This window comes from Sutcliffiella deserti (genome assembly GCF_020037475.1).
Taxonomy (GTDB): Bacteria; Bacillota; Bacilli; order Bacillales; family Bacillaceae_I; genus Sutcliffiella_A; species Sutcliffiella_A deserti.
Genome location: NZ_JAIQDB010000017.1, coordinates 1 through 19,711 on the forward strand (window position 1 = coordinate 1; position 19,711 = coordinate 19,711).

General features: G+C 39.3%; 21 protein-coding genes. 10 read left to right on the top strand and 11 right to left on the bottom strand.

Going from position 1 to position 19,711, the window contains the following annotated elements:
• Positions 1-286: 286 nt before the first annotated feature.
• Both K9B36_RS16465 and K9B36_RS16470 read right to left on the bottom strand, forming a co-directional pair.
• Complete coding sequence (locus K9B36_RS16465) at positions 287-895, bottom strand: sterol desaturase family protein (RefSeq protein WP_223703533.1); 609 nt, start codon at positions 893-895, stop codon at positions 287-289.
• Positions 896-914: 19 nt separating this feature from the next.
• Entirely contained in the window at positions 915-1,592 is a 678-nt protein-coding gene (locus K9B36_RS16470) for a GntR family transcriptional regulator (protein ID WP_223703534.1), read from the bottom strand.
• Positions 1,593-1,748: 156 nt separating this feature from the next.
• Between K9B36_RS16470 and K9B36_RS16475 the strand changes: the two genes are divergently transcribed.
• From K9B36_RS16475 to K9B36_RS16490, 4 genes are all read left to right on the top strand, one after another.
• Positions 1,749-2,156: an ion channel gene (locus K9B36_RS16475; RefSeq protein ID WP_223703535.1), complete on the top strand. Its 408-nt coding sequence runs from the start codon at positions 1,749-1,751 to the stop codon at positions 2,154-2,156.
• Positions 2,157-2,337: 181 nt separating this feature from the next.
• Positions 2,338-2,496 carry a 3-methyladenine DNA glycosylase gene (locus K9B36_RS16480; RefSeq protein WP_223703537.1) on the top strand — a complete coding sequence of 53 codons (159 nt, stop codon included), beginning with the start codon at positions 2,338-2,340 and terminating at the stop codon, positions 2,494-2,496.
• Positions 2,497-2,683: 187 nt separating this feature from the next.
• The gene (locus K9B36_RS16485; protein WP_223703539.1) at positions 2,684-3,811 is read left to right on the top strand and encodes a M14 family metallopeptidase; all 1,128 of its coding nucleotides are present in this window, start codon (positions 2,684-2,686) and stop codon (positions 3,809-3,811) included.
• A gap of 573 nt (positions 3,812-4,384) precedes the next feature.
• Positions 4,385-5,239 (top strand): dimethylarginine dimethylaminohydrolase family protein, encoded by an 855-nt coding sequence (locus K9B36_RS16490; protein WP_223703541.1) that lies wholly within the window; start codon positions 4,385-4,387, stop codon positions 5,237-5,239.
• Positions 5,240-5,414: 175 nt separating this feature from the next.
• On the opposite strand, the gene K9B36_RS16495 is transcribed toward K9B36_RS16490, so the two are convergent.
• On the bottom strand, positions 5,415-5,570 hold the full coding sequence (locus K9B36_RS16495; protein ID WP_223703542.1) for a DUF3934 family protein: 156 nt from the start codon (positions 5,568-5,570) through the stop codon (positions 5,415-5,417).
• 536 nt (positions 5,571-6,106) lie between these two features.
• Between K9B36_RS16495 and K9B36_RS16500 the strand changes: the two genes are divergently transcribed.
• Entirely contained in the window at positions 6,107-7,198 is a 1,092-nt protein-coding gene (locus K9B36_RS16500) for a UvrB/UvrC motif-containing protein (protein ID WP_223703543.1), read from the top strand.
• Positions 7,199-7,210: 12 nt separating this feature from the next.
• Here the strand turns inward: K9B36_RS16500 and K9B36_RS16505 are convergent, their stop codons facing one another.
• From K9B36_RS16505 to K9B36_RS16515, 3 genes are read right to left on the bottom strand one after another with little or no spacing between them, the layout of a single operon-like run.
• Positions 7,211-7,816 (bottom strand): methyltransferase, encoded by a 606-nt coding sequence (locus K9B36_RS16505; protein ID WP_223703544.1) that lies wholly within the window; start codon positions 7,814-7,816, stop codon positions 7,211-7,213.
• 54 nt (positions 7,817-7,870) lie between these two features.
• Complete coding sequence (locus K9B36_RS16510; RefSeq protein ID WP_223703545.1) at positions 7,871-8,965, bottom strand: threonine aldolase family protein; 1,095 nt, start codon at positions 8,963-8,965, stop codon at positions 7,871-7,873.
• Positions 8,952-10,070, bottom strand: a complete 1,119-nt coding sequence (locus tag K9B36_RS16515; RefSeq protein ID WP_223703546.1) for an aromatic acid exporter family protein — start codon at positions 10,068-10,070, stop codon at positions 8,952-8,954. Before K9B36_RS16515 ends, K9B36_RS16510 begins: the two co-directional genes overlap by 14 nt.
• A 221-nt stretch (positions 10,071-10,291) precedes the next feature.
• On the opposite strand from K9B36_RS16515, the gene K9B36_RS16520 reads away from it, so the two are divergent.
• Positions 10,292-10,501 (top strand): hypothetical protein, encoded by a 210-nt coding sequence (locus K9B36_RS16520; protein WP_223703547.1) that lies wholly within the window; start codon positions 10,292-10,294, stop codon positions 10,499-10,501.
• A 125-nt stretch (positions 10,502-10,626) separates the two neighbouring features.
• Here K9B36_RS16520 and K9B36_RS16525 read toward each other — a convergent pair whose 3' ends face one another.
• The gene (locus K9B36_RS16525; protein WP_223703548.1) at positions 10,627-12,174 is read right to left on the bottom strand and encodes a DHA2 family efflux MFS transporter permease subunit; all 1,548 of its coding nucleotides are present in this window, start codon (positions 12,172-12,174) and stop codon (positions 10,627-10,629) included.
• Positions 12,175-12,356: 182 nt separating this feature from the next.
• On the opposite strand from K9B36_RS16525, the gene K9B36_RS16530 reads away from it, so the two are divergent.
• The 3 genes from K9B36_RS16530 to K9B36_RS16540 all read left to right on the top strand — a co-directional run bounded on the left by K9B36_RS16530 (position 12,357) and on the right by K9B36_RS16540 (position 15,662).
• Positions 12,357-13,247 (top strand): TetR/AcrR family transcriptional regulator, encoded by an 891-nt coding sequence (locus K9B36_RS16530; RefSeq protein WP_223703549.1) that lies wholly within the window; start codon positions 12,357-12,359, stop codon positions 13,245-13,247.
• Between the two features lie 138 nt (positions 13,248-13,385).
• Positions 13,386-14,066: a DUF421 domain-containing protein gene (locus tag K9B36_RS16535; protein ID WP_223703550.1), complete on the top strand. Its 681-nt coding sequence runs from the start codon at positions 13,386-13,388 to the stop codon at positions 14,064-14,066.
• 528 nt (positions 14,067-14,594) lie between these two features.
• On the top strand, positions 14,595-15,662 hold the full coding sequence (locus tag K9B36_RS16540; protein WP_223703551.1) for an AI-2E family transporter: 1,068 nt from the start codon (positions 14,595-14,597) through the stop codon (positions 15,660-15,662).
• Positions 15,663-15,711: 49 nt separating this feature from the next.
• Here the strand turns inward: K9B36_RS16540 and K9B36_RS16545 are convergent, their stop codons facing one another.
• From K9B36_RS16545 to K9B36_RS16555, 3 genes are read right to left on the bottom strand one after another with little or no spacing between them, the layout of a single operon-like run.
• The gene (locus K9B36_RS16545; RefSeq protein WP_399202125.1) at positions 15,712-16,626 is read right to left on the bottom strand and encodes an ABC transporter substrate-binding protein; all 915 of its coding nucleotides are present in this window, start codon (positions 16,624-16,626) and stop codon (positions 15,712-15,714) included.
• Between the two features lie 19 nt (positions 16,627-16,645).
• Complete coding sequence (locus K9B36_RS16550) at positions 16,646-17,284, bottom strand: ABC transporter permease (protein ID WP_223703575.1); 639 nt, start codon at positions 17,282-17,284, stop codon at positions 16,646-16,648.
• A 9-nt stretch (positions 17,285-17,293) separates the two neighbouring features.
• Positions 17,294-18,268 (bottom strand): ABC transporter ATP-binding protein, encoded by a 975-nt coding sequence (locus tag K9B36_RS16555; protein WP_399202128.1) that lies wholly within the window; start codon positions 18,266-18,268, stop codon positions 17,294-17,296.
• A 245-nt stretch (positions 18,269-18,513) separates the two neighbouring features.
• On the opposite strand from K9B36_RS16555, the gene K9B36_RS16560 reads away from it, so the two are divergent.
• Positions 18,514-18,762, top strand: coding sequence for a hypothetical protein (locus K9B36_RS16560; RefSeq protein WP_223703552.1), 249 nt, complete (start codon positions 18,514-18,516; stop codon positions 18,760-18,762).
• 49 nt (positions 18,763-18,811) lie between these two features.
• Here the strand turns inward: K9B36_RS16560 and K9B36_RS16565 are convergent, their stop codons facing one another.
• Positions 18,812-19,684, bottom strand: a complete 873-nt coding sequence (locus K9B36_RS16565; RefSeq protein WP_223703553.1) for an amidase — start codon at positions 19,682-19,684, stop codon at positions 18,812-18,814.
• Between the last annotated feature and the right edge of the window lie 27 nt (positions 19,685-19,711).

Here is a 19,711-nt window from a genome sequence, read left to right on the forward strand (position 1 = left end):
AGAAAGGTTACCCCATACTTCACCTTTGGATTTATGTTTCAGGTAAGCAACATTCATTTCTAATTACCTAGCTGTGGATTGGAACGAAAGGCGGAGACTCCTTGCTAAGAGGTAGTGCTTTGGGAAGACCCCGCAGGCGATTAGCCGAGGAGGCTTCCCAAGAACCCCTCGGACGCGAAGCCTTTCGTGAAGAGTAACAGCGGTGTTCATAGCGAACTTTTAAATTCCCTTGTACCAAATGATGTCCCTTAATAGAAAGGTACACCCTTAACCACAATTCTAAATATCACCTTCTCTCCAAGTCCTTGGCTGTTTTGCTTGTTTCTACTTCCTTTTCATCCTTTAATGTCCCAAACAGAACATCCACGAACGGACTAGATACTCCATACCAGAAGTTTTCATTTTTAAAGTGATGAAGAATATGCATCTTTTTTGCCCATTGTCCAAATTTGGAGATAGGTTTAATTGGTCGATGTGCGACATAGTGCTTCCATTCATAAAGGAAGAGCATGGTCATCAGACCTGTTGCAAAAGCTAGCGTCAGCCATAGTTCCCCTATAATCAGGTAAAATATCAAGGTGAGGACTGATAGGTTAGGCAGACTATACCATAGTGGTAAAAATAAAAGATGAAGATTGTTTGGATCTGTATGATGATCGTAGTGTAGACGCTTTAATAGTTTCAAAAAGAACGGATGCTTTGGAGGTTTTAAATGAAACAAAAAGCGGTGTGTCAAATATTCGCTGAACATAAATGTAACTAATCCGAAAGCGATGAATCCGATCGCCGCCCATGTTAAACCATGCCAGGCTTGTATCGCAGCACTAACTATAATTAAACCTATCAATACGACAATGTCGGGAAACAAGAAGAACTCGCGATATAATTTTCTCATATGCCTCTCTCCTTTTTATTTAATGGATGTTCGTTTGCTTTTGCCACATCTCAATACTTTTGTTCATCATGTTGTTTACCATTTTTTCTGCAGAGTCCCCGTCTTCGGCCAAACAGGCCCTCATTAACTCCTTATAATATTCTCTAGATGCTTTTCTATGAGTCTCTTCACCAAAATAGAGGGTCGCAAGTTTGCTATATAAATTTTGAAAGCTATTTAAGATTAGTAGATAAATTGGGTTGGGGGAAGCAGCGGCCAGCCCTCTTTGCAGGTGCCAATCATATTCTGCGAAAGCTTGTGGTTCATCTGCCACCCTCTCACTTTCTTTTAGAAGACTAATTACAGTCAGGGGCTGGTGTATAACTGCATCCCTGACATAGGCAGACGACAAGCTCTTTCGTACTTCCAATAGGTGAATGATAAAGTGGTTTGGAATATTTTCATCTTCTGCCGATAAATGAACAATAGTCATCAGATTACCTTCCTTCCAGTAATCATTGACAACTGCCCTTTGCCCGCTTCGGATTGTCAGCCAGCCATCCCGCTCCAACCGTTGAAGCACCTCACGGATGACCGGTCTGCCAACCCCATATTCTGTTGCCAGCTCCCGCTCGGACGGGAATAGAGACCCAGGATGTTTTTCCCCTTTTATTATTTTTTGAATTAGAAGTTTTTCTATTTTATCCGTTATTCGCACTTCTTCATCTCCTAGCTGGTATTACCATAATATATAGTGGTATTACCAGTTTATTCTTTTCTATATAATAAATGCAATAATATTTAGAATATTTTAGATAAAGATGTCTTGTTTTAAACAAGTTGGAGCGGGAAATGTAAAGTGAGGAGGTACTTTATGTTTTCTACCATACTTATTGGCTTGACGATAGTCTTTATCGTTGTGAATCTTTTCTATTTCTTTACAAATAAAACCTACAAGAAGAGCTATGCAAGTTCTACTCTCTTTTATAAGCTTTTCTTTGTCATGTTAAGCATTACTTTAGGTTTTGCAGCGCTTTACTATCTGTTATCTTTCCAAGAGGATATATTGAGGGTTGGCGGTCCCACAGGTGAAGAAGCAAATTCTGATTTCTTAACCTATCTCTATTTCAGTGGAGTCACTACTCTAGCTGTTGGATATGGCGATTTGGTTCCGATGGGGAGCGCAAGGTTCTTCTCGCTTATTCAAGCAAGCCTCGGTTTTCTTTTACCTTCTGCCTATTTCATGAAGGCATTAGGAAGTTCTTCTGAGGATAATGACTAGGATCATCTTTGAGTGGTTTCCAAACTAATGATTGAATATAGTAATCTCGATTTTAAATATTTTTACAAGCTACAGCACCAGCCTTTGAAGTGAACCTATATAAATGTTTGAAAACCGGCCAAAGTCAGGAATAGTAGTAACATGATCTATTACAATACCAAGCAATGAGAGGTGAAGGTTGATGACAAAGGAAAATAACTTAACAGAACACAAGGATAAGAACCTGTCTCCAGAGCAACAACAAAAGAAGAAGAATCCTAATCTGGATATCGACCCCCAACGTGAGATTCCAGACAAGAAAGATAATAGAGAAAGCGAGAAAAACCCCGATGATCTCTAAGCGGAAAAGCGCTATAAGTTAGGACTGAATTTTATTTTCAGTCCTTTTTCGATTAGGTTTATAAGACGTATTGTTTAAGAAGCATAGGTTATGCTTGCCATTTTCAACAGGACGCTTTAGGTTACTGCCTGCAATAGACAACCAAAATAGATATTCAACAGTCTAACTATATGAGAGGAGATTCTAAATGATAAAGCAAGAACAGTATTTCAAACCAAATTATGAAGAATCACGAGCTGTGTTCCGGAGTCATTTGGAGAAGATTCAGGAAAAATGGCCGAATGCCAGTCTATCTAGTGAAAAGATCGGCAATGAAACTGAAGATAATACCATCGATGTAATCTATTCTGATGCATTGGAATCAAATCAACAGGTTCTTTTTTTCACAACAGGGGAACATGGAATTGAAGGCTATGCAGGTGCTGCTGTTACCCATTTATTTGTTGAAGAATATTTGGACCGAATTGATCCACAAACGACGGGTATTTGTTTGATTCACGCATTAAATCCTTGGGGAATGAGAAACTTCCGCCGCGTTAACGAGAATAATGTGGACCTTAATAGAAACTACCTTTACAATCCTGAATCCGTTTCAAAAGAGGTGAATGAAAATTACGCAAAGGCGCAGGAGCTCTTCCTTCCAAATGGAAAGATCACCGATATAATAAAGGAAAAAACAAAATTGTACTCCCAGCTAACATCAGAGATAATGGAGCAAAGTTACAATGCTATCAGTGAAGCAAAAGGAATGGGGCAATATGAGTTTGAGCGTGGCGTTTATTATGGTGGTCTCAAGGAAGAAGAATCTACTCAGTTCCTAAAGACAGTGCAAAAAAAATTATTAACAACCTTTTCACGGGTCATCCATATGGATTGGCATACTGCACTTGGTCCAACAAACGAAATTACCATGGTCGCATCGGAAACGGATACTCGAGCGGAAGAAGAATTAAAATCGAGATATCCTTTGAAAAACATCCAAAAGTTTTCACCTGATAAAGTGAAGGGAGACTCCACAAACCATTTTCATAAATTGAAGAAAGAAGAACATCCTGACACCTACCTCTTCTCTGCCCTCTTTGAGTTTGGAACTTTTGGAGAGGACAGAGAAGCGGAACGGCGCACTTACACGACAATCATCCTTGAAAATCAACTGTATTGGGAAGGTGCCGAGAAAGAGGAAGACAAGCAGTGGGTACTAGACGAATTCCAGGCAATGTTCTACCCGAAAGAAAGAGAATGGCGGGATTCAGTTTTAACCGAAGCCCAAAAAGCTTTTGAAGCCATCTTAAAGGTGGAAGGAATTTTAAATTAAGACCAACAGCAACAATTGTTATAGGGTTGTACCAACTTAACTAAAAGCAACAATCAATTCAAGAGCTGCTTTTCAATCTAGCACAATGAGGCCATCGATCGATGAAAAAGCCGCATATCCGAGGGTCTCAATCCAGCACAATGTGACCATCGATCGATGAAAAAGCCTCACCCGAGGGTCTCAATCCAGCACAATGAGGCCATCGATCGATGAAAAAGCCGCATCCGAGGGTCTCAATCCAGCACAATGTGACCATCGATCGATGAAAAAGCCTCACCCGAGGGTCTCAATCCAGCACAATGAGGCCATCGATCGATGAAAAAGCCGCATCCGAGGGTCTCAATCCAGCACAATGTGACCATCGATCGATGAAAAAGCCTCACCCGAGGGTCTCAATCCAGCACAATGAGGCCATCGATCGATGAAAAAGCCGCATCCGAGGGTCTCAATCCAGCACAATGTGACCATCGATCGATGAAAAAGCCTCACCCGAGGTAACAATGTCCATTCATATTATCTTCCATTTATGTGAATCCTACTGGTAATACTTTTCTATTTCTAGGAGGATAAATGATGACTGACGAAATTCAAGAAAATCATAATACGTATTGCTTTAGCGAATATGCTCCTTTAAGGAGGGTCATTTTATGCGAGCCGCAATATATGACCATCAGGGATGTGATTAATGAAACGCAAAAGCAATTTAAGGATGTGGGCATACATATTGAAAAGGCGGTACAACAACATCAAGATTTCGTTAAAACCTTAAGAGATCATGACATTGAGGTTATTTTATTACCTTACCATAAGAAATTCCCTGAACAAGTGTTTACTCGTGATATAGGTTTTACACTTGGAAAGACTATTTTTGTTGCTAAAATGGCCTCGAAGGTAAGACAAGGGGAAGAGGGCGTTTTAAAACAGTGGCTAGATGACGAAGAGCTCTCCTATTTTAACTTAGCAGAGGATAAAATCGAAGGCGGAGACGTTGTAATCGATCAAAAAAGTATTTACATTGGATTGAGCGAAAGGACCAACCAAAAGGCAGTCGACCATCTCCAGAGCCTTTTAACACAATTTGAAGTACATGCAATTCCATTTAAAGAAAAATATCTTCATTTGGATTGCGTTTTTAATGTGCTCTCACCTGAAATCGCCATCATCTATCCGGAAGCCTTAACCAAAAAAGACATTGAGTTTTTCTCCTCCCGTTATGAGTTGATTGAGGTTTCTAAAGAAGAGCAATTTACCCTCGGAACCAATGTATTATCCATAGGAGAAAAGAAAATATTAAGCCTGCCTGTAAATAAGAAGGTAAATGAACAACTTCGCAAAAAAGGGTTTGACGTAATAGAAGTGGATATCACTGAAATTATTAAATCAGGTGGATCTTTTCGGTGTTGTACACTCCCGATATTACGTGGGTAGAACAAAAGCGGAAGGCGACCTTAGAGAGAGGACTGAGCCGAGAGAATTAGGAAAAACGAAGAGCGCTAGCGATTTGATGCCGGATAGTCTCTGCTGGACGTTTCTAACCGCTGAGTATGGAATACACAACAAAACAAAGGGGCTGACCATAATGGTCAGCCCCTTTCCTTTATGTCTATTTCTCATTTTCATGAGTATTTGAGTCGTCATTTTGTCTTTTACTCTTATAAGGTTTGTTGCTCTTTTTTTTGTTTGCACTGGCTTGCCAACGGTTCCATCCTTTTTTACCCGTGCCTCTGCCTGTACCGCCTTTTGCTTTTGCTTTACTCATATTTTTCCACTCCATTAAAGATAGCTTTGGTTATCTTAACTTTTACCATGTATGTTGAAATATACAGTATCTGCTTGTACATGTACAGGGAATGGAGGAAAATAGTTCCCAGGACAGATAGTATAGACAACTGAAGGAACACTTTTATATAATAGGGTCGCCTATAGACTGCTATTGATTTCCACGCAAGGCTTCGCGTCCGCTGGGTGCTCGGGAAGCCTCCTCGGCACTAGCGCCTGTGGGATCTTCCCTAAGCACTACCTCCCGCTGGAGTCTCTGCCTTTCGTTCCAATCAAGAGCTAGGTGCGCACAAGAAAAAAGGTTGCTCTTTTAAATATTTTCAGTGTATTCATCACATTTTACTGACAGGTTTTACCACATTGCTCCGAACTCCAGTTGGGGAAAAATCTTCTTCATCTTATCTCCTTTTCATATCCTTACACTCAGGTTTGTCATGAGGATAAAAGTTGATAAAATAAAGTTATATGGGTATTAATCTTAAAAAAGTTATTTCTTTTAGAAGTGGAGGCAGTTTGATGAATTTAAAACTTAAAGCCCGTGCCCTCCCCTCCTCACCTGGTGTTTACCTTATGAAGGATTCTCTTGGTCACACTATTTATGTGGGAAAATCCAAGAGTCTAAAATCACGTGTTTCATCCTATTTCGGCTCCTCAGAAAATCACGCACCAAAAATCCGTAAACTTGTCACAAGCATAAGGGAGTTTGATTTTATCGAAACGGATACGGAATTTGAGGCGTTTATTCTGGAATGGCAGCTTATTCAACAGATCAAACCAATCTATAATAGCCGGATGAAGAATCCCTTGGCCTTTCCTTATCTTGTGATACCTAAAGCCGGTGAATACCGAAGAATCTCCGTGAGCACTGTGCCGCTGGATACTTCCTCTTTTCACTGTTTTGGTCCCTACAATAGTAAGCGCACGGTAGAAAAGGCTATGGAGGCATTAAAAGAGGCTTATAATTTGCAATGCAGTTCTCCTAATAATAAAAAATCTTATTGCTTGAATTATTCTCTCGGTCGTTGCAATGGGCTATGTAAAGGAGGACAGGCTTTAGAGGAACACGAAAAAATCATTTCAAAGCTTCTTGATTTTTTATATCAAAATAATATAGACCTGACAGAAGACCTGAAACAGAAAATGCACACCGCTGTAGAAAAGCTTGAGTTTGAAAAGGCAGCCTTCTATAGAAATAGTATCCTTAGTATGAAATACCTTCATCACAAGGAAGCGGTGATTGATTTTACGAAAAATAATAATAACCTTCTTATTATGGAAAAAACAGATCTTCACACAGTAAAACTCTTCCTTATAAGGCGAACCGACATCTGTTATAGTGAAAAGTTCAACCTGCAGGATGGTGGAAGTGCGAGTGAGGACCTTCATAAAAGGTTAAAAAAATCTATTCGGAAGTATTTTTCTGATATTACAAAAAAACTCTCCAATCCAGATGTATCACGCTATGAGATTGACAAAGCGCAGATCATTTATCGATATTTAAATAATCCTAGTACAAACTATATTATCATCCAGGACGCATGGCTTGATTCAGACGAAGAAACCGAACTAGACAACAAGCTTGCCTCGTTCTTACATACTTTTTTATAGGGCAGAGCCTTCCTAGTAGGCTAACCGGTAAAGGAGAAAACGTTCATTCGCGTTTTGTTCGTATTCTGCTAACTTCACCTCGACAGCTAGCTCAAAGGAAGGATGATTGTCCATATAGTAGACATAGTCGCTAGACGGATAATAGAGGATAATCTCTACTCCACGATAATTTCGTTCTACAGAAAGTAAGATATTCTTTACAACATTCCTGAATATTTCTATTGTAAAAGGATTAAAAAAGTAGAAGCAGTTGTCCCTAGGATGAATTTCATAGTCCTCCGCCAGGCAGCACTGAAATTCAATCTTTCCTTTTGTTGACTTGTGCTTCTCTAGGTAGCCTTTAAGGTTTAGTTTAGCTTCCACATAAAAGGCTTCATCCATTTCTATTCCTATCACTGTTGGATGGTAGTGGTAGTGCAAGTAAAAATTCAACCGTCCCTTGCCACAACCAAAGTCTACTACACGTGCTGTTTCTTTCCATTCGTACTGTTTTGAGAATGCATCCAACGCTTGATAGGGTGTCGGCTCATAACGATGATAATGGAAAGATGGATGAAAACCTTTTTGCTGTTGTGTTGTTTTTATATTTAGCAGCTTATCGTAGTTATGCTCGATCATGAGAAGACACCTCTATCAATATTCTTGTGAACCATATCGTCTTTTGAAAACACTCTATTGTATAGCCTTCATTCTTTCATCAAGCATTTGAAAAGCTTTCTTTAACTCTGCTTGCGGTATTTCTCGATACCGATCCCCAATACTCACCTCAAAGTAACAGCTGCTATCACTAGTCGCTTTCACGCTGCCTGTCCAACCAATACCTGTTGCTTGATACAACTCCATCAAAATGGTCTCTACATTTTCCTTTGCTTCATTAAAATGAACATGAAACATGTTACTTACCGGCACTTTTGGTATGGTGAAGGCGGAATAGCTTTTATTAAAAAAACCTGCCAGCTCCATCGCTTCTTGATAATATCTCTCCATATTATTTATCCGCAGGTCAAAATAATAATCTGCACTAATGATATATGGATATAAACTAATAAGGTCACCACCATGGCGCCTTTTCCATACTTTCGATTCCTTTATAAAATCGCTCTCTCCTGCCAAAATCGCTCCTGCTATTCCACCAATTCCTTTATAAAGAGAGACATACACACTATCGAAAAGCTCACAAAGTTCTGTTGCGGATTTTTGATAATACGGAAGAACTTCGTACAATCTAGCTCCATCCAAATGTAGCTTAATACCTTTCTCTCGACAATATTCAGAAATAGATACTAGTGTGTTGTAATCTGGCAGTTGTCCTCCTATCTCCCGCTGAGGAAGCTCCAGCAAGACACAGCTAACATCCCCTGCTTGGGAAACGATATCTTCCAACTCAACTACTCTGTTTTTATCCCCAAGCAAAATAGGTTCGATTAGATGCAGTTTCTTTAGTCCTTCTTCTTCATGAATTTCTAAATGGGACAAAGGATGGTAGGCAACCTTTCTAATCCCTTTTCTATCACACCAGATACGCAAAGCAACCTGCTGTGCCATTGTCCCGCTCGGAAAAAAGATTGTAGCCTCTTTACCTAAATAGGAAGCCATCTTTTCTTGAAACTCTTCTATAACCTTTCCGCCGCCATACATATCACTCTCTAGTTGACCTTCTATGCTTTGAAATGCTTCTTTTAACACTTGAACATTTCGTCTGCTATGACCGGAAATTCGGTATCTTGTTTGATTAAAAGCCTCTACTAAACAATTACCCTCTCTCATTGTCCTTTTCCCTTCTTTCCGTATTAGTGGTTGCGATTGCATTGATCTTATTATGATGTTTTTGTTCTAAAATCTGAATTTTAGCCAACTCTTCTAATAAATCATTAATTGCCATTAGTTCATAAAAAAGCATGGTTTCCGGTGAAAGTAGATGATGGTGGTGCTGTTCAGAAGGTGTGGTCAATTTGGGTTTGGCATACCAGAATTGGTCAAATACCTTGTCCACTAGATCATGATGCTTGTTATCCATTTTATATTCTTTACTATGAAGAATTGCATTCATCGAGCGAATGGTGGAAGAAATTAATGTGGCACTATTATCTTCTATTGTAATCTTATGATTGGGAAAGAAAATCAAATTCCCAACATGGTAGGTGAGTTGCTTCAAGATCTTCAGTTTTTTACTTTCATAATGAAATAGTCTCATTTCTTGTCTGTTCATTTTATGGTACTTCCACTCTTCTCGCTGATAACGGCAAAGCTCCTCAATTCTATCCACATTTCTAACAAGCTTATGAAAAACAATTCTTGTTTGCTGTGAATTAGTATCAGATTTCACTTTTATGATTTCTAAACCCCGTCGCTCAATAAGCCCCCCGGTCTCCTCCAGTAGATCATGTAGTTTTTTAAGGATAGTCGGAGAATAGTTGGGCTTTAATACGAAAAGATTAACCAAGGTAGAAACTGTTAAGCCAATACTCGTTGAGCCTAGTCGCACGAAAAAAGAAGAAACATAATGATCTTGCACAGTTGATATCATGGCTACACCCGTCAATGTCGCAACAAGAATGCCATCGTCCAGATGCAGTTTATGACAGGTAACAATGGTAGCGAATGCCACAAGAGCATAGGTCAATGGATTGTCACCTAACCCGGCATAAAATAAAATGGCATATAGCGCACCAATTGCAGATGCCGGAAACCGAATAAATGCTTTTTTAATAGAATTCGCGGCAGTTGGCTCGATGGTCACAATAGCTGCGATTGCTGCAAACATCGCAGGCCAGCCCAGCCACTCACAGATAACCGCAGTAATAAAAACAGCAATTCCAGTTTTTAGAATTCTTCCTCCGATAAAATGCTTATATTTCTTTAGAAAGTTCAAGGTAAATCATTCCTTTAGGTTTTAGCGAATGTGTAAGCTTATGCTAAGCACCGGCAACCCTAGCAGATGGTTGGTTGGCGACTCAGCGATCCTGTTGTAATCAAGTTACCATAATTATAACGTAAAGGATGGCTCTTTTCGCATCGAATGTTGCTATTGTGTGGTTTGTTTTAGCCTGGGAGTTTTTAGGTTAACTTTGAAAGGTAGATGAATTTCAGGAGTTGTTAGAAGCATTTGGAAAGTTGTTAGATGAAATAGGAAAGTTGTTAGATGATTTTCAAAATATGTTAGATCAATCTCGAAAGTTGTTAGATGATTTTCAAAATATGTTAGATCAATCTGGAAAGTTGTTAGATGAAAGCAGAAATCATGTCAAATTACCTAGAAAAACTGCCCAACCATCCGATTTTGACCAACAAATAAGCCTCTAGCCAGAGGAGAATCACTAATCTCAAAATTACATCCATTTCTGACCTAAATGATAAAAAAAAGACATCCGCCCTAATTTCCTAGGGCAGACACCTATATATTTATAGCCAATTTTGCTTGCTTATAATCAATTATTCTCCGCTAACTTGGCTTCAGCTTGCACTCTCACTCCATCGCTTTCCTCACTTTTTTCCAAAGGGTCCTCGGCCTGCTTTGCGCGTTTAATGAAAAAGGCAAGAACCAGTGCCACGGTGGCGATAAAGACGGAAATTAGGAAGGCGAAGTTAATTCCTTCTAGTGTTGCTTGCATAACAACTTGTTGCTGCATTGCCGTTAAAGCTTCTTCAGTAGGGTTTGCACCAAGATTTCTCATGGCTTCCTCCCCAAGCGCTTTTGTCATGCTCTCGGTTCGATTAGTCATAATCGTAATTAACAACGCCGTTCCGATTGCACCAGATACTTGCTGCAATGTATTATTCATCGCTGTTCCATGCGGATAGAATCGCGGTGGCAATTGGTTCAGTCCGTTTGTGGATACAGGCATAAATACCATACTCATCCCAAACATCCTAATAGTATACAACCAGGTCAAATGTGTATAACTGGTTTCAAACGTCAGCTGGCTGAGAAAGTAACTTGTTACAACGGTGATGGTAAGTCCAGTAATCGCCAGTACCCTCCCACCGTATTTATCAAATAATCTCCCTGTAATTGGTGACATAAGAGCCATTACAATTGCACCTGGCAACATCATCAAGCCTGCATCCAACGGAGAAATACCGCGCAGGTTTTGCACATAGATTGGTAACAATATCATTCCTGAAAACATCGCCATCGTAATAACCATCGAAATGGCAGAAGATAACGCAAACATCGGGTATTGGAAAATAGTAAAATTAAGCATCGGCTTTTCTTTACTTTGTTGTCGTAGAATAAACCATACTAATGAAATTACACCGATGATGATTGTTCCATATACAAGCGGGCTATCCCACCCTTTTGAACCTGCTGAACTGAATCCGTATAACAATCCTCCAAAACCTAAACTAGAAAGCAACACTGAAAAAAGATCTAAACGGATATTCGGCTTTACCTTTTTATCTTTTAATAGAAAAACGCCTAACAATAAAACACTGACAGCAATTGGCGTAACAAAATGGAAAAGCATTCGCCAGTCATAGTGTTCAATTAACCAGCCTGATAATGTAGGACCAATCGCAGGTGCTCCCATTAGAATTAATCCGAACACTCCCATAGCCGTTCCTCGCTTCTCAACAGGGAAGCTCACGAGCATGACGTTCATTAATAGTGGCATCAAAATGGCAGACCCTGACGCCTGCAACATTCGCCCTGTCAACAACACCGAGAAAACCGGTGCCATCCCAGCAAGGATCGTCCCTAGCGTAAATAACCCCATTGCTACGATAAATAAATAGCGTACAGAATATTTCTGAATCAAAAAAGCCGTGGTCGGTATTAATACTCCATTAACTAACATAAAACCTGTAGTCAACCATTGAACAGTTGATGCATCTACATGTAAATCTGTCATTATGGAAGGCAGTGCAATATTTAATAATGTATTATTCAAAAAAGCGATAAACGCTCCTATCATCAAAATGGCAATAATCCCATAAGGCGGACGGTTCGTATTGTTCATGGATGTTTGTTGCATAGTTCTCCTCCGTTTTATACATACAGTACATTAATTTATACTTATATTTCACATAAACCATATCATATACCACTAGTTCATTTTAATCAATCAGAAAAACTTGTATATTCCTTGGTTTGTAAACTGCAGGCAAATCATGTACTATAAATTTTGTACCAGTAGTCTAATAAAAAGGTGATGTAATGAATGATAGAAAGCAGCATGTAATCACATGCGCCCATAAATTATTTGTCGAAAAAGGATTTCAGGCAACTTCCATCCAAGAAATATTGGATTACAGCAGCATTTCCAAAGGTACCTTCTATAATTATTTTTCCTCCAAAAATGAACTTTTAATAGAACTATTCAAAACGCTTTATAAAAAAATGGAACACGAGCGCAATGAGTTATTGATTGGCCAGGATTCCTCTGATCTCGACATATTTATACGTCAGGTCGAACTTCAGATGGAAACAAATCGTACGAATAAGCTGATTTCTTTATTCGAGGAGGTTTACTTCCTTAAAGATGAGGAACTGAAGGCGTTCATCAGACAAGGACAAATAAAGTTGATTCATTGGATCTATCACCGGTTTCTTGATATTTTTGGAAAAGATAAACAGCCATATTTATTGGACTGTGCCATTATGTTCATGGGAATCTTGAATCATAATATCAAGTTTTATGCGATGGCCTATGAAACAAAAGTTGATATCCACCGGGTTGTCCGGTTTAGTGCAAAAAGACTGGAAAAAATGGTGTATGAAGTGTCAGGTACAGGAGATTCCTTGTTGCAACCAGAGATTCTTGCTCGTTGGTTGCCAGACCACACGGATAAGGACAATAGTTTGAAGCAACAAATTCTAAAAAAGGTTATTTTACTAAAACAAACTGTTCCACCTATAGAAGAAGGACAAAAATATATAGAACTATTGGACTTTATACACGATGAAATTCTCCATTCCAAAAAGCCGCGTTACCATTTGATATCTAGTTCATGTGAGACTCTAAAAAAAGAACCAACCCCTCTTAGCAAGCAGGAACTATTAGCTTTAGATAAATTAATTAGTGCCTTTTTTCAAGAAAAAAACTGAATAAGATATTAACAGCAGGAACCAACTTGGATTCTGCTGTTTTATTTGGTTTCTAGGAAAAGAATAATAATATACCATTTAGGCTACTCTCTAACTAAGTAGAGATTTTTACTTAATACTACCTGACAGGTGATTCATATGACGATTATCGAAATAGTTATTCGGACCACGGTTGGCTTTGTGACCCTATATGCCCTTTGTCGGTTCCTAGACAAAAAACTAATTGCTCAAATGACCTTTTTTGATTTTGTTGCCGGTATAACCATTGGTTCCATTTTAGCGAGTTCCATGCTCATGAAGAATATTCCCATCTACATTGGCATGATTGGATTAATCTTGTTTTGTTTTTACACCTTTCTAAGTAGTTTAATTGCTTTAAAAAGTTTTACAGGGCGAAAAATATTAGAAGGTGAACCTACCTATCTTATTAAAAATGGTCAGATTCTTGAAGAAGGACTTCAAAAAGTGAGACTTACGGCAGATACCCTTTTAGCTGGACTCCGAAAAAAAGGCTTTTTCTATGTTGATCAAGTGGAAACAGCTTTTTTGGAAACAGATGGAACCATTACTGCTCTTGCTAAACCTCCATACTTACATTCAACACAAAGGGATGTTCATAACATCCAAGCCAGCAGAGGCTTTACCCAAGCATTTATTATCGATGGAAAAGTGCTATCGAAAAGTTTAAACATGTTAGGAAAAGACATGACATGGGTAAATCAAGTTTTAAGAGAGAATAACATTGCCAATCTTCAAGATGTATTCTTTGCCCAAATAGACCAGCAGGGGAAAATCTATATTGATACTAGGGAAGATTGAAAGGATTAACCACCCTGCCTGCACAATAGAGTTAATAAAGCTTGAGGTGAAAAATTCCTCAAGCTTTTTGGTGTGTTGATTAAATTACTTTGATTTTTCTCTATATAGCTAATAATTGATGAAGAGTTTCCTGTAATGGTGTTTTCGCCCTTTAATGTGGGGGCATTACCCATGGAACGGGGTTAATGGGTAGATTTCGCGGTGTCTTGGATGCGGTATAACGGTGTTGCGTACCAATTCTCGGGACTTGTGCACGCAACTCGGTTTTTTCGTACCACTTCTCGGGGCTTGCGCACACAACTCGGTTTTTTCGTACCACTTCTCGAGATTTGCGCACGAAACTACCCTTTATACGCACATAACCTAAATTTACGGTAAACAGGAAACACCAAGCGCAAACCGCACCGCCCTAAGAAAGCACCTAAAACGGTACCCCAAAAACTCAACCTCCTTCCCATGTGTGAATCCCCTCAAAATAGGGAAAAGAATATAGATAAAAAACTCTTTAATGATGATGGAGGTGTTATCATGTGGATCAAACATCCATTCTTTAAATATGTCACAGGTATTGCTCTCGTACTGTTAGTTATCTTTCTATTAAGTGAGGTTCACTTTATTGTGAATCCAATCATTCGTTTTATTACAACCCTATTCTTCCCACTACTTTTTGCCGGATTTTTATTTTATATCTTTAAACCGATTGTTCATTTTATCTCAAGAAGCAAATATATTCCCCGTACTTTAGCTATTTTTATTGTATTTTTAGTGATAATTGGTGGAGCGGTTGGAGCTGGGATGGCTCTCGGTGGTACAGTAGAAAATCAAGTGAGGGAATTCGTAGAGGATGTTCCTTCCATACTAGAACGAAACGAAGAACAAACAAAAGAGGTTATTGATGAAAATAATTTCGGGTTATTTTCCTATGAAGATTTAAAGCAAAGACTTTTTACCTTTCTTAAGGATCAAGGAGAGGGTCTCGGAGAAAACGTATCAACCATTATTTCTTCTATCACAAACTTTTTTACAGTCTTGATTATTGTTCCATTTGTCTTATTTTATTTCTTAAAAGATGGTCATCGGTTGTTACCCTTCGTATTAAAATTCCTGCCGGATAAACATAGGGATGAGGGAAAGAGAATATTAAGTGATGTTGATAAGACCTTATCCACCTATATTAGCGGACAAATGATCGTGGCCCTAGTCAATGGAATTCTAATGTATATCGGCTATCTTATCATTGGTTTGGACTACGCTTTAATATTAGCGCTTTTTATCGTAATTACAGCTGTCGTGCCAATAATCGGTCCGGCTTTAGGGGTACTCCCTGCACTAATCATCGGACTAATGATTGATCCATTTATGATTGTAAAAATACTGATTCTCCTAACCATCGTGCAGCAAGTAGAGGGCAATCTGGTTTCCCCCCTAGTAATCGGAAACAAATTGGAAATTCATCCATTAACCGTAATCCTACTCTTGTTAGTAGCAGCAAAGCTCTATGGATTTATCGGAATTTTAATCGCTGTTCCCGTTTATTCTGTGCTAAAGGTGTTAGTTAAGAACTTGTATCATTTTTACCGATTGCGCCATGCGTAACGTATGTATAGAAAAAGCAGCCGAATTTACCGGCTGCCTTTTTTCTGTATTAGTAATTAATCAATTCCTTCATCTCAAGAAACTCTCTTGCAACTGTTTCTGCTTTTTCCCCGTCGATATCCACACGTGCATTCATTTGCTGCATGTCTGTTTCTGTAATTTTCCCGGCAAGCCCGTTGAGTGTTGCTTCAAGATCAGGATATTGCTCAAGAACTTCCTGTCTCACAACAATAGCTGCATCGTAACGTGGAAAGAAGCCAAGATCATCTGTTGTTGTTTGAAGGTTATATCTTTCGATTCTGCCGTCCGTTGTGAATGCTGGAATGACATCTACTTCTCCATTAACTAACGCTTGATACATGACACTCGGATCAAAGCTTTCAAGGTCTGTGAACGTAAAGTCGTAAGCTTCTGCAAACGCATCATAGCCGTCACCTTGGCGCTCGTAAAACGCATGTGGTGCACCAAATGAAAGGTCACCAGATAATTTTGCGATATCAGAATATGTTTCTGCATCAAAGCCTGCCTCTTCTGTATAGGCAAGGGTGTAGTTATTCTCAAACCCTAACGGCTGCAACCAGGTTGCATTGTACTCTTCTTCATATCCTTCTCTTACCCTGTTTAAAATACTGTCACTTGATTCGCCGGCTTCGGCCTGTTCATTCAGAACTGCTTCCAAACCTGTTCCAGTGTATTCTACATACATGTCGATTTCACCATTTTCAAGGGCTGGTGTCAAGATTGCCACTTCTCCTAATCCATCCTGTAGGTCCACTGTATAATCTGTGTTTTCTTCCACATAGATTGCAAGCAACTCTGAGAGAATATATTGTTCTGTCCAGTTCTTACCGGAGATTACAATTGGTTCATCCGATGCGTTCTCGTTATCGTCTCCGCCACATGCGGTAAGGACTAGTGTGAATAGCATAAAGAGTGCGGCAAGCATTGTTTTTCTTTTTGTCATAATTTTTCTCTCCTCTATATTAAGATTTAATTCCTTTAGGCGTTACTTTCTTTTCGACAAATTTTAAAATAAAATCAAATAACAAAGCCATAATGGCAACAGGGATAGCGCCTGCCAGCACTAGGCTGTTGTTCCAGGATTGAAGGCCCCTCCAAATAATGTCTCCGAGTCCACCTGCTCCCACAAATGTTGCAAGAGTAGCTACACCAACGGTTAGAACGGTAGCTGTTCTAATTCCGGCCATCATAAATGGCAGTGATAGGGGCAATTGTATTTTCCAAAGAATCTGCCGAGAGGTCATGCCCATTCCTTCTCCAGCTTCAATAATTCCTTCATCAACACCTGTTATCCCCGTGTATGTATTTCTGAGAATCGGCAAAAGAGCATATATAATGAGTGCTACTAGTGCAGTGGTGGTCCCTATCCCGAGAATAGGTACAAGAAATCCAAAAAGCGCAAGACTTGGAATTGTTTGAAGAACGGCCGTTATTCCGATGTAAAACTCAGCAACTTTTCGCTTTCTCGCAATATAGATCCCTAAAGGAACAGAAATAATGACAGCAATGATGATTGCCAGGAAGGATAGATAAAGGTGTTCAATCGTTCTTTCAATAATTAGATCCTGTCTGCTTGAGACGGTTTCTAAGAAAACTTGGATAGCCTCCACCTACTGCACCTCCCCATGAATACCTGCCAGCTCTTTAAGCAAGTGGTTTTTTTCTATATATCCTATAGGGTTACCTTCTTCGTCTGCAATGATGATAGCTTCCGCATTTTGTAGTAACATCATGCGAGCTATGTCTTGCAAGGAGGCACGATAAGAAATCACTGGGAGCTGATCGGCTGGTCCGTCAGGTGGATAGGTGTTCATTATGCTTTCAGCCTGCACTTCTTGTATGTTTGTAATTTGTTTTACTCTCTCCTCGCCAATGAAGGAACGCACAAATTCGTTCGCAGGACTCTGCACCAATTCTGTTGGAGAAGCGATTTGCTCTACTTTCCCATCCTTCATGACAACAATTTCGTCGGCGATCTTTAAGGCTTCATCCATATCATGTGTGACAAATACAATCGTTTTATGTATGTTTTTCTGCATCAGCTTTAATTCGTCCTGAAGCTGTTCTCTACTGATCGGATCAAGGGCACTGAAAGGTTCATCCATTAATATAATTGGAGGTTCACCTGCTAGCGCTCGTATTACCCCTATACGTTGTTGCTGCCCGCCACTCAACTCTAAAGGATACCTTTTCTTGTACACATTAGGGTCAAGACCAACCATTTCTAGCAATTCATCAACTTTCTTCTCATAATCTTTCTTTTTCCAACCCTTCAGCTTCGGAACTAATGAAACGTTTTCTTCGATTGTCATGTGGGGAAGCAATCCAATGCGTTGAATCACATAGCCGATATTCCGCCTTAACTCTACCGCATTCTCATTCGATATGTCGTTTCCATTGATTGTGATGGTACCGGAAGAAAGAGGAATAAGTTTATTGATCATCTTCATGGTTGTCGTTTTTCCACATCCGCTCGGACCAATCAATGCAACTAATTTTCCCTCTTTCACCGTAAATGAAACATTATCAACTGCAGTTGTACCATCATCATACGTTTTCGTTACATTATTAAAAGTAATCAACATGCCCACCTCCCTTTCCAAAGTCTTGATGTTCTATTTTTCCACAAGTACCCTCATTTTATAAATAGGTGTGTGAAAGGTCAAAGGATATGGGCTTAAAAAAGCACATCCGTTCCGTAATTACTATGCGATTTTACATACTTTCTTTTATCTGTAGTATAATCTTGCGATAGATTATAGGGATAACTCATGCTAAACTTGAAGACATACACTACAATAAAACGCTTTCGTCATAAGGAGAAACTGTCATGGTAAACAATCAAAACAAATGGGTTTATATCGTCAATAATGGAATGCTCTATTCTCTTTTTTTAGCAATCAGCAATTATACCATTCGAATAGCTTTTGGAGATGTAGTGTACCGCGAAAATCTACTTGCAGCACAGAGCATCATTCATCTACTGGTAATGTGGATTTTTTTCCTTCCTTTTGGGGCTGCATTGGCTTATATTTTCTGGAAAAAGAAGCATAAAACCGCTAAGAAAGTTAGCCTGTGATTTAAAGTTTGTCACACAAAATAAAGTCCTCCAAAAAGAGGACTTTTGTTTATTGCTTCATATTCATCCAACTCTCAACATGATGGATGGCGATTCCATTATACCCTTTGACCTGATCATAGTAGTTATTAACAGAGGTGAGTTCCTTCATCATGTAAGCTTCCCCTTCTTCAAAAAAGGATATCTGATCCCCTTCGTCCGTTCGTCCTGTTTCCACGCCAATAATGACATTTTTCCCATGCTTATCAGCAAAAGCAATCTCGTTTTTAACGATATCAATAATAAACGATGCTGTATCACGGTAGGCCATGATAGTAATGCCATCCGTATTGGCAATGGCCCATTCAGCTAAATTGCCTTTGCCATACTTGTTTTTATAATAGATTTCATCAAACCAAAAAGGCAAATCTACTTCCAACGGTAGTTTTAACGAAGCAGCGCTAGTTTTCGCTTTGAGTAACAAAGTTTGGTACGATCTGATGGTAGCCGCCTGATTTGTTGACCATCCATGGTACAAATACGGTTCCACATCGAGATGTATCCCAGAGAATTTCTGTGAGTCTGCTGATCCACTCTGATAGTTACCAACCCAGTTTAATAGTTTATTCTGATGGGTAGACCCCTTTGGTCCAACCCAGTCCGGCGCTCCGTCAAGTGCATAAATCTTTATTTCTTTGGCCGAAGCTTTTTCGATAAAATTACGATACACCTGCATTGGGATATCGCGATCAATTTGAAGGTATACTTTGTTAGCTTGTTTGGTTTCAAGAAAATCAAGTGTTCCCATCTCGTCATGCACAATCATCCAAGGATTCCAAAGCCATGTGGCATAATCCCTTTGACCTTCTGCATGAATAGGGAAATTTGCATAAGTTGAAAAAAGTAACACCATCATCGCACCTACCAGAAATTTCTTTTTCATAAAAAAGTCCTCCTTCTGTAAGCCGTG